The sequence below is a fragment of the Acinetobacter sp. WCHA39 genome, assembly GCF_002165385.1.
Taxonomy (GTDB): domain Bacteria; phylum Pseudomonadota; class Gammaproteobacteria; order Pseudomonadales; family Moraxellaceae; genus Acinetobacter.
Genome location: NZ_NHRP01000005.1, coordinates 119,663 through 130,880 on the forward strand (window position 1 = coordinate 119,663; position 11,218 = coordinate 130,880).

Here is an 11,218-nt window from a genome sequence, read left to right on the forward strand (position 1 = left end):
CTTTGCTATGCTATGTGCCTGTGAATACAGCAGTTAAAACACAAAAAAAACTTTAGTAAAATGTCAAGATTGATATGCTGTTAAAAATCCCGTATCTTGTGTTGAAAATAAACTTTAACCACTAAGTATTGTGTTTATCCCTCAAACATCGTGGCATACATTTTGCTCGATTCAAACGGTCTATGAACATAAAAATAGATGATAATGGAGCTATGCTGACATGAGCATCATCACTTCTACTCCTGGTCAAATTCAGGTAATTAAGCGCACTGGTGAAATCGCGTCTTTTAATGCCGAGAAGATTTCTGTTGCGATCGGGAAAGCCTTTTTAGCTGTTGAAGGTCAACAAGGTGCTGACTCTAGTCGCATCCATGACCGTATCACTCAATTAACAGAGATGGTACTCAATACGTTTAATCGTCGTTTACCTTCTGGCGGTACGATTCATATCGAAGAAATTCAAGACCAAGTTGAATTAGCACTGATGCGTACAGGCGAGCAAAAAGTTGCACGTGCCTACGTTATTTATCGTGAACAACGTGCCACTGCTCGTCAGCAAGCAGGTGCGAACCATCATCCTACCCTTCAAATCACTGATGCTCATGGACAGCTCCAACCATTAGACCTCGGTGCACTTACAGCAACAATCGAAACAGCAAGTGAAGGTTTGGAAGGGATTGATGTTCAAGCGATCGTCGATGAAACCGTTAAAAACTTATACAACGGTGTAAAAGAAAGTGACATCGCAACAACGATGATGATGGCGACTCGTACGCGTATCGAACAAGAGCCAAATTATACTTATGTGACTGCACGTTTGTTATGTAATGAGCTTGTCGGCACTGGATTAGAATTCTTAGGTTTATCAACAGATACATCTGAGAATGATGCTTTAGAACCTTTCTTAAAGAAAGGGATCGAGCTTGATCTTTTATCTCCTGATCTTCTTAATTTTGACCTTGCTAAATTATCAGCAGCGATTCAACCTGAACGCTCAAATCAATTTACCTATCTAGGTCTACAAACTTTATTCGATCGTTACTTCATTCATTCAAATGGCGTACGTTTTGAATTACCACAATTATTCTTTATGCGTGTTTCAATGGGTCTCGCACTCAATGAAGAAAATAAAGAAGAGCGTGCAATCGAGTTCTATAACTTATTATCTAGCTTCGATTACATGGCATCTACGCCAACGCTATTTAACTCAGGTACATTACGCCCACAATTATCAAGCTGTTATTTAACAACAATTGGTGATGACCTATATGACATTTATGGTGCGATGCGTGACAACGCAATGCTTTCTAAATGGGCTGGTGGTTTAGGTAATGACTGGACACCTGTACGTGCTTTGAACTCGTATATCAAAGGCACAAACGGTAAATCACAAGGTGTTGTTCCATTCCTGAAAGTTGCAAACGATACCGCTGTTGCGGTAAACCAAGGTGGTAAGCGTAAAGGTGCAGTTTGTGCATACCTCGAAACTTGGCACTTGGATGTTGAAGAATTCCTAGAGCTACGTAAAAACACAGGTGATGATCGTCGCCGTACACATGACATGAACACAGCAAACTGGGTTCCTGATTTATTTATGCAACGTGTATTTGAAGATGCTGAATGGACACTATTCACACCTTCAGAAACGCCCGATCTACACGACCTAACAGGTGCTGAGTTTGCTGAACGTTATACCCATTACGAAGCAGTAGCAAAACAAGAAAACATGCTACACAAGAAAGTACGTGCCAAAGACTTATGGCGCAAAATGCTTTCGATGTTATTTGAAACAGGTCATCCGTGGATCACATTCAAAGACGTATGTAACTTACGTTCACCACAACAACATGTGGGTGTAGTGCACTCATCTAACTTATGTACTGAAATTACCCTCAATACTAACCAAGATGAAATTGCGGTGTGTAACTTGGGTTCAATCAACCTTGTGCAACACGTTCAAGGTGGTGTGTTAGACCGTGAAAAATTAGCACGCACTATTAAAACTGCAGTACGTATGCTCGATAACGTCATCGACATCAACTATTACGCAGTACCACAAGCGAAAAATTCGAACATGAAACACCGCCCTGTGGGTATGGGTATCATGGGCTTCCAAGATGCACTTTATGAAATGGGCATTGCTTATGGTTCAGATGCAGCAGTTGAATTTGCTGATGAATCAATGGAAGTAATCAGCTATTACGCAATCGAAACGTCGAGTAACTTGGCGGTTGAGCGTGGTACTTACGAAACATTTAAAGGTTCATTGTGGGATCAAGGTATCTTGCCAATCGACTCTTTAGAAATTGTTGCGAAATCTCGTCCAGAGCGTATGTTCGAAGTTGATCGTACACAACGTTTAGATTGGGATAGCTTACGTGCCAAAGTTCAAAAAGACGGTATGCGTAACTCGAATGTGATGGCAATTGCACCTACAGCAACCATTTCAAACATTTGTGGCGTGTCTCAATCAATTGAGCCAACATTCCAGAACTTGTATGTGAAATCTAACCTTTCTGGTGAATTCACCGTGATCAACCCTTACCTTGTTCGTGCATTAAAAGAACGTGGTCTGTGGGACACTGTGATGGTGAATGACCTGAAACACTTCGAAGGTTCAGTACAAAAGATTGCACGTATTCCTGAGGAATTAAAAGCAATCTTCGCGACAGCTTTTGAAGTGGAAACTCGTTGGATCGTAGATGCTGCATCTCGCCGTCAAAAGTGGATCGATCAAGCACAGTCATTGAACCTTTACATCGCTGGTGCGAATGGTAAGAAACTGGACATCACGTATAAGATGGCATGGTTACGTGGTCTTAAAACCACATATTACCTCCGAGCTTTAGGTGCAACATCTGCTGAGAAATCAACAATTAATACTGGTGCACTGAATGCAGTAAAACCAGCGACAATTGAAGCACCTATCGTTGCGGCTCAAGCAGTTGAAGAGAAAAAACCTGAAGTTCAAGTTGAAGAAGATGGTTTCACAACAGCAGCTCCAGTGCCAATGGCTTGTTCAATCGACAATCCAGATTGTGAAGCTTGTCAGTAATTAGATCTTGGAGAAACCCTTCTTAAATAAAGTAGGGTTTATTTAAGATTTAAAGGAAAGAGGCAAGGATTATGTTCAATATTAGCTATAACTATATGTTAGGACTAGCTGTTTTAATCTTTGCCTTTATTTTCTTTTATGTACCAATGGTCTATGCATTTTTAGCCATTCGGAAACAACAGCGTAAGCAAGATCAATAAAGTGCTTTATTGGGAAGTAGAACTATGCTTCAAACTGATTTAGAACGATATGCTAATGCTCCTGCTGTTTTAGTACAGATTTATGTCGATCGGATAGTACTTCATTATCCATCTTCTACAGAATATCTAACTGAATGTGCACAGTTTTCACATCCACGTTCGTTATTAGGTGATTTTAGTATCGCTGAAACTACATTAACGCAGTTACTCAAACGTGGTGGTGGCGGTTTTAAGTATTTAGCTCCTTATATGTTTATTCAAGCAATGGAGCGAATGGAATTTGGTTTAACACAAGTAGAAATACGAGCATTACAAGAGCTAGGGCTAAGTAGTGGGGCAAGAGCGATTGCCATTTATGATGAAACAGGCAAATTATTAACGCCAAACTCACTTCCCGCAACTATCAATCTCAAACGTTTAGCGATGATGGGATTGATTATTACCCTTTTTGTTTTGCTGTTTTTCTTATGCGCCATTTTCATTTTTTAAAACTGCAATGTAAATAAATTAAGATTATAGTGAGATTAAATATGTCTATCCTTAGCTGGGACGATTTTGAAGATGATACGCAAAAACCGACTGCACCTGAACACAAGTCTGCGTCCCTCGACTCGCAAAAAACGCTTAATACGCAAGTGGTATCTGATTCAGAGCAATCATCGCCGAGCATGGCAGCTGCACAACCCGTTGGAGCCGGTGCCAACCGAGCAACAAATCCAACCGATTCGTTGGCTAGAGCATCTGCAGCCCTAGATCATTTGGACGTTGCACCGGGCTTAGAAGAGCTTGAAATGGGTGCTCAGCGTGTACAAGTTGACGACAAAGCCATGATCAACTGTCGTGCGGATTTAAACCAACTTGTTCCATTCAAATATGAGTGGGCTTGGCAAAAATACTTGGACGGGTGTGCAAACCACTGGATGCCACAAGAAGTTAACATGAACCACGATATCGCACTTTGGAAGTCTGAAAATGGCTTAACCGAAGATGAGCGCACTATCGTTATGCGTTCTTTAGGTTTCTTCTCAACAGCAGATTCATTGGTTGCGAACAACTTGGTTTTGGCGATCTATCGCCACATCACCAACCCAGAATGCCGCCAATACATTTTGCGCCAAGCATTTGAAGAAGCGATTCATACACATGCGTATCAATACTGTATTGAATCTTTAGGTATGGATGAAGGCGAAGTCTTTAACATGTACCGTGAGATTCCAAGTGTTGCACGTAAAGCATCATGGGGCTTGAAATATACACAATCTTTAAGTGATCCTACATTCCACACAGGAACACCTGAAAACGACCAACGCTTACTTCGTAACTTGATCGCATTCTACTGTGTACTTGAAGGTATCTTCTTCTACTGTGGCTTCACTCAAATCTTGAGTATGGGTCGTCGTAACAAGATGAACGGTGTTGCTGAACAGTTCCAATACATCCTACGTGATGAATCTATGCACTTGAACTTTGGTATTGATATGATCAACCAAATCAAGATTGAGAACCCTCACCTTTGGACTGCCGAATTCCAACAAGAAGTCATTCAAATGATTCTTGAAGGTACAATGCTTGAGATCGAATACGCACGTGATACGATGCCACGTGGTGTATTGGGTATGAATGCAAGCATGATGGAAGAATACTTGAAATTCATCTGTAACCGTCGTTTATCGCAACTTGGTTTACCAGAGCAATTCGCTGGTGTAACAAACCCATTTGCATGGATGTCTGAGATGATGGACTTGCGTAAAGAGAAGAATTTCTTTGAAACGCGCGTTACGGATTACCAAACTGGTGGTGCGTTAAGCTGGTAAGGTCATTTAATGGACGCTGAATGACAGATAATGTGAGATTTTTGACACATATTTCGAGATTGTTACAAATTTAATCAGCTATGCTAAAGCAAAAAAAATAGAGCCTAATGGCTCTATTTTTTTACTACTTAATTGGAGGCGATAACTTTCGAAGTTTCGATATTGTAAAGCCTTCAGGTAATGGTTTAAATTTGTCGCCTTCTTGGGTCCAGCGTGTTGACCTACTTTGAAAAACTCTTAGTTCTTTAATATCAATTGTAGCTGCAACAACAAAATCATTTTCACCACCTCTTACTCTTGCTAAATCTCGATTAAAGGATTGTTTAGCTGGCACACGAATTCGACTATCACCATATGATCTATTATTTACAAGAATTGTATAAGCATGAACATCAAGAGCTGCTGACTCTATTAATGTAGAAAATGTTTCTAAATCTTGATTCCAACTAAGTACTGAAAGAGCATCAACCTTTCCTTGGAAACTTATTCTTGATTTGCTATTTTGCAATTCAGAACAAACCATAACTCCAAAATGAAAATTATTATGTATGTATATTGGCTTTTTTAGAACTTTAAATTGACCTTTTTCAGTCTTATACTTCGTTCTAGCAAAATCCCACACTTTTCCGTACACACTAATCAGCTCTTTGTCTTCACCTACAGCTGGTTCAAGCTTAGGTTGCCAAATTTTAGCAAATGCATAATGCCCTAAACGGTTATCAGATAATATTAATAAAGCCTCACTTATTAACTTATTGCTTGCAGTATGTCTATATTCAGTTCCAGCAATAATACTTATTCCAGCAGCACACAACCTAGATGAGATACTATCAACCCACTCTAAAGGAATAGATAATTCTGGAAAAAATACATAGTCAGGTCTAGGGTTTAGCCTCAAAATATCATTCACTAAATCAGATATTCTCTTATATCTATCTAAACTTAAATTAGGTTTATTCGCTGCTGTATGAGCCCAATCCTTTTGAGATGTTTTTAGATTAGTTAAGGCCACTATAACTTTATCTTTACTATCAGTTCCTAATCTTAAAGACCTTGAACAATTGAGCTTATCCTTATTATCATTAGCGATAGCTAACAAAGTAGGTTTTACCCATACACCACGTACTGCTTGGCAATACCTAGCCCATATTTTAGTAGGCGAAGTGTTACAAAACTTCTTATTATTTTGAGGCAAACCCACACACTCAGGTGCCAATTCAGAGATTTCTGCTGTTGAATATGGTCTTGTAGGAAATAAGTAGGGTAAAAATATTTCAAAACTATATTTATTAGAATAGTTTTCCTTATTGAATCTCTTTGGGAATGACGATTTTAAGAAAGATCTCAAGGAATCAGTAGAAATTAGCTCTGTTTCCAAGAAACGTCTAATAAGCTTTTCATTTCGTCTTTTATTTTCTTTATCCAATAGTTTATTACTTATATTTAAAGCTAAAATTTGTTTATAAGGTGTTTTACCTAAGTCAGAGTTTAAAACTAATAATGCTTTTTCTTTAAAGTTTGTGATACTCAAATCAGTATTAAATAAATCACTAATTGAATCAATATTTTCAAACAAACCTCGGAAAAATATATCTTCTAAGCTTTTTTGCTTTGGCTCTTTATCCGAAAAAAGGTCATTCGGATCATAGTATTTAGTTGCAGCATCAATAAAAAGTATTGTTAACGAATGTTTGATTTCTTGCCAAATATCTTCATGAAGATCACATTTTGCACCATTAACTTCTCCATAAAATTTTGATCTATCTTGATCAAAAATTGCTGCTTTAAGAAGATCTAATGATTGATATGCTCTTAATACAATTAATTCTGCTTGATGCCATTCATTCAAACTGATGGCAAATCCGAGTAAACGAGGTAAATATGAAAAATGCTCAAATATACTATCAGGTCTTAAAATATGATTATGAGCAAATTGGTAAAACTCATCTCTTTGTTTTTTCCACACCTTAGAAGGTAGATCACGAGCAAGTGTCTCAACATGCCGTAATTGCAATGCCCAACTTAATCTTCTTATCGTTAATCCATCAGCTCTTCGTAAAGTATCAGCATTTTCCCCCACACTCCCAGCTGCTGAAAGAACCTTCGCAGCCGTTGACTGATCTAGTTGATCAGGTGAAGGCATCAAACGATGTTCACTCGAAAGCTCATAAATGTCTTTTTCAATACTATCTAATAAATCTAACCCTGTTCGTCCTTCTAAAAGAAATAGCTTTTGTTTATCAGATTGCAATTGTATTAAGGTTGAGTCATTCTTAGAGTTAGGTTGATTAATCAACCATTTTTTAGGGTCCTTATCATCTGGTTTTAGTATCTCATCTCCAATTCTTTCTCGTAAGAATTTCATTAAGTCATCACTATTACTTATATTCCCAGCATCTTTTAATACTAAAAACATATCATCTACATAACGACCATAATGAATTGGAGTAACTTTTTCTTTAATTAATTTATCCCAACGGTGCAAAATCATATTAGAGATAATTCTGCTTGCAGTTAAGCCTATTGCTAATCCACCTGATATCTCACATTCAACGGAGATTTTTTTTGAAAATACAACAGCCTGTTTTGCCCATTCTTCTAAAAAATTAGCTAATTGCTTAGTAAATAAAAGCTCATGCTCACTAAGAGTAAGATCGAATGTTTTATGCAAATTTTCAGAAACAATGATTTTTGGATCAATGTAGTGGTAATAACTTTTTAAGTCCAAAGATACTGCTATAACACTTTTATCTTTTTCTAATTCATCTCGTATAGCATTTAACCCATCATTTCGCCATTTTTGATAAGGCTGAAAGTACGGTGTAAATGATCCTATTGCACTGATATGGAAAGGTTTTCTCATATTTAAAGAAAACTCTTCATCATTTTCTATACGTTTTAGTCGTGCCCCATAGCAAGACTCAGTTAATCGTTCATCAAACTGCTCTCCAACCATATTAATCCAGAGGGCTGAAATAATATGTGTTTCTACGGGGAAATCGCCAATGATACGAAATGATGGATTTATCTCATTTTCACCAAATAACTTATTTAAATTTTTTTTTGGATCTGAAAAATGTACATGACTAATGCTATTGGTATCAGACTTCTTATTTATTATTAATTTTTTAGGGACAACTCGATATTGCCCTAAGAATTTCTCATTCTCAAAAAAACCATTATCTTTTTTTAATTTTTCCAAAAGTTTTTTTAAATTAGGTAATAATTTTTGTTCATACTCTGCAAATTTTACTGCTGTGGGGAAAGTATTCTCAAAAAAACAATCTGCTTTAGCTTTTCTATAAGCTACGAGTAAATCCTTTAATTTAAGATCTTCCCATCCTGTAAAAACCGCCTGATACGACATACCCCCCCCTTACAATTATTTTATTGGTGTTATGGAATACATCTTCATCCACTTATAACCATTAAGAACTTCAACTTTACTAAACTTACTCTTCTCTTCAGACCAAGCATAAAAGTCACATAAAAGCTGCTCCTCTGTAACTAATTGCTTTTGCTCAAGCAAACGTAACCAACAAGCAAATAGCGTTGCTACTATTTCAATATGACTTGAAGTACAAGTTCTAAACCATCCAATCAACTCATAAATTTCAAATGCTTCACTTTTAAAGAATCTATTAAACTCTGTTTTATGTTCCCCACATTTTCGAAGTTGTTTGTATTTTGGTGTTTCATCTTGGTGATAACTGAACCACTGACGTTTTTTAAACTCAGTATCAATATATGTTGCTATATTACGATCATATGGACCAGCGGCATGTTGTTTAAAATCAGCAGCTAAATCCATATGTTTTAATTGTTGGCATAAGTAGATCAATTTTTGTAGCTTTAAATGACCAAAAGTTGGCTCTGTATGCAACTGAAACGTGATTTCAGCAGCTAAAGATAAAAGTTTTATATCATCGTCAACACTTTCATCTGTAAACAAGTCAATTTGCTCAGTAACTTTTTGATTCGACTGCTTAACAACTTCAATTGGCTTTTCAAACTGAATAACATTGTCTGTAGTTTCAGATTTACTCTTATCGTTTGAATCATTCAATGCATTACTAACTAAGCTATCAGCCAAATGAAGTTTAGTTTTACGTAATTTACTTTGTAGAACCTGAAAGCGTCCAATAATAGAGAAGAGTTGATTTACTTTTTTAACAATACGTCTTTGCTCATTTAATGGTGGTAATGGGAAATTAAAGTATTCCACAAATTCTTTTGGTAATCTTTTTTGTCCCGCTGTACCAGTCATGTGAGCCTCACCAGTTTTTAGAAAAACTGGTGATTTAAAATAAATCAAAACATATTCGGAATCCAGCCCCACAATTGGTCGAACTATGTGTAACTCTGTTGTACCAGCACCTACATGATTAGTAAGATTTTGAAATACACACGCTTTACTATTTTCAAAACAAGGGGTTATTTTTGCTACACCAATATCGTTATTTGCAAAATGTGTAAAACCTTTCTTTACCTCTGCCCATGTTTTTGTTTCTGCTTCATGTTTGTCTAAATACTCCCGATGGATTAAAGTCATAGGAACAAAACTAACAAATATTGAATCATCAATCATATTATTTCTAGGATTTATCTCTGCCAGACTAGCTAGATTTGTTAAAATCCAATTATCTGGAAGGCTAGTAAATGTATTTTCATACAAATTCTTTTCAGGTAAAAACTTAGGTTTCTTAATCACCCCATCTTTAACTAACCTAGCTTTTTTTTCAACAATATGTTTCAAGAGCTCACTTGCGGGTTCATCATTTTGGTCTTGTTTTACCAACTTACCCATTACCGCTAGCTGCAAAATCGTTTGTTTTAGCTGTTCAATACTGTATTCAGTAGTAAATAATAGATCAAAGTTTTCTGAAATACGCTGCCAATTCTGTTGAAACTCATCAACATCAGATGAGTTAATCAAAACATTCAGTAACGTGTCAACTAATTTATCATGTGCTTCTGAGCTTAAATTTTGCTGCTGTTCAAGTTGATCACAAAGTTGCATTAATTCATCAACTTTAGCTACGATGCGTTGTTGTTCATTTAAAGGTGGGACTGGTAACAATCCACTAAAAAATTGCTTATCATTAATAGCAGGATAAGCGATCCCTATTTGTTGTGATTCAACATACTTTACAAACAAAGGACTACGCAAGTAATAAAATAAATAATAGGAGTCAATAACCTTATATGGGTGGATTACAGCAAAAGCTGTACTTACAATAGGTTCATATTCAAAAACTTTATCAATTACGGCAATATTATTTAGATAGGGTCTAATCGTAGAATATATAATCGTTCCTTGAGTAACTTTCTTACGGGCTCGTGAAGGTGCTTCATCGGCATTTAAAATTGATTGGTTTTCTACACGTCCATAAATGCTATTAATTGCAGAAACATCAATATAAGAGAATTTGGAATCGGGAACTTTTTGACCTAAGTTATAACCTGAATCACATAGTTTTAATACAACCCATGTTTTTGGCAAAGGATAATTAAATTCAGAGTACTCGAAGATATTTATATCTGTCGTCTTTTTTAAAATTTTATTTTTTACTAATTCCTTTTGCTCGCTCAAGATTTGTTCCAATAAATCGACAGGTTTTGCTTGATTGGGTACTAATTTACCAAGAAAAGCTAATTCCAAAATCAACTCACGCAGTTTCTGAACACCATAAATTGAATTACTAAAACTTGAACTACGCCCACGCCCTGATTTTTTCTCAGTTTCTGCTGTTAACCAAATATCTAAATGCTCAGTAATGAGTTTTTTAACACTTGTCATTTTACTCATCCTGAACTATTGACCTAAAGCTTCATCTAAAATTACTTTTAATTGCTGACGAATTTTAGCAACCTCAGCTTCAAGGCTTTCATACTTAGATAAAAGCTCTTCAGGGTCTTTTACATCTTCTTCAATTAGATGCGGATTTTTTATATCAAGGTTATAGCTGCGACCAATAATATCTTGAAGCGCTTTGTACACGACAAATTTCATAGGGCCCTTGTCCTATCAGGCTTTTTCTTCCTTAAAATTGCGAGCACTTTCTTAAATTCTTCTTTTTTTCCAAAACCAATCAAACGTAGAATAGCCATTTGAACATAGTCCAAACCGTAGCGAAATAAACTTACTG

Annotated in this window: 6 protein-coding genes and 2 pseudogenes; 4 read left to right on the plus strand and 4 right to left on the minus strand. The window is 36.4% G+C overall.

Annotation, left to right across the window (positions count from 1 at the left end; all coding sequences use genetic code 11):
• Positions 1 to 220 precede the first annotated feature (220 nt).
• The 4 genes from CDG56_RS04260 to CDG56_RS04275 all read left to right on the plus strand — a co-directional run bounded on the left by CDG56_RS04260 (position 221) and on the right by CDG56_RS04275 (position 5,069).
• Positions 221 to 3,055: a ribonucleoside-diphosphate reductase subunit alpha gene (locus CDG56_RS04260; RefSeq protein ID WP_087547036.1), complete on the plus strand. Its 2,835-nt coding sequence runs from the start codon at positions 221 to 223 to the stop codon at positions 3,053 to 3,055.
• A gap of 71 nt (positions 3,056 to 3,126) precedes the next feature.
• Entirely contained in the window at positions 3,127 to 3,255 is a 129-nt protein-coding gene (locus tag CDG56_RS04265) for a preprotein translocase subunit YajC (RefSeq protein ID WP_087545384.1), read from the plus strand.
• 24 nt (positions 3,256 to 3,279) lie between these two features.
• On the plus strand, positions 3,280 to 3,744 hold the full coding sequence (locus tag CDG56_RS04270; RefSeq protein WP_087545382.1) for a hypothetical protein: 465 nt from the start codon (positions 3,280 to 3,282) through the stop codon (positions 3,742 to 3,744).
• A gap of 41 nt (positions 3,745 to 3,785) precedes the next feature.
• Positions 3,786 to 5,069, plus strand: coding sequence for a ribonucleotide-diphosphate reductase subunit beta (locus tag CDG56_RS04275; protein WP_087545380.1), 1,284 nt, complete (start codon positions 3,786 to 3,788; stop codon positions 5,067 to 5,069).
• Positions 5,070 to 5,193: 124 nt separating this feature from the next.
• Here CDG56_RS04275 and CDG56_RS04280 read toward each other — a convergent pair whose 3' ends face one another.
• From CDG56_RS04280 to CDG56_RS04295, 4 genes and pseudogenes are all read right to left on the minus strand, one after another.
• Positions 5,194 to 8,436, minus strand: coding sequence for an RNA-directed DNA polymerase (locus CDG56_RS04280; RefSeq protein WP_087547037.1), 3,243 nt, complete (start codon positions 8,434 to 8,436; stop codon positions 5,194 to 5,196).
• 15 nt (positions 8,437 to 8,451) lie between these two features.
• Complete coding sequence (locus tag CDG56_RS04285; protein WP_087547038.1) at positions 8,452 to 10,869, minus strand: restriction endonuclease subunit S; 2,418 nt, start codon at positions 10,867 to 10,869, stop codon at positions 8,452 to 8,454.
• A 15-nt stretch (positions 10,870 to 10,884) separates the two neighbouring features.
• Positions 10,885 to 11,061 (minus strand): annotated as a pseudogene (locus CDG56_RS04290) (SAM-dependent DNA methyltransferase); the annotation flags it as partial.
• A 17-nt stretch (positions 11,062 to 11,078) separates the two neighbouring features.
• A pseudogene (locus CDG56_RS04295) lies at positions 11,079 to 11,218 on the minus strand (IS4 family transposase); the annotation flags it as partial.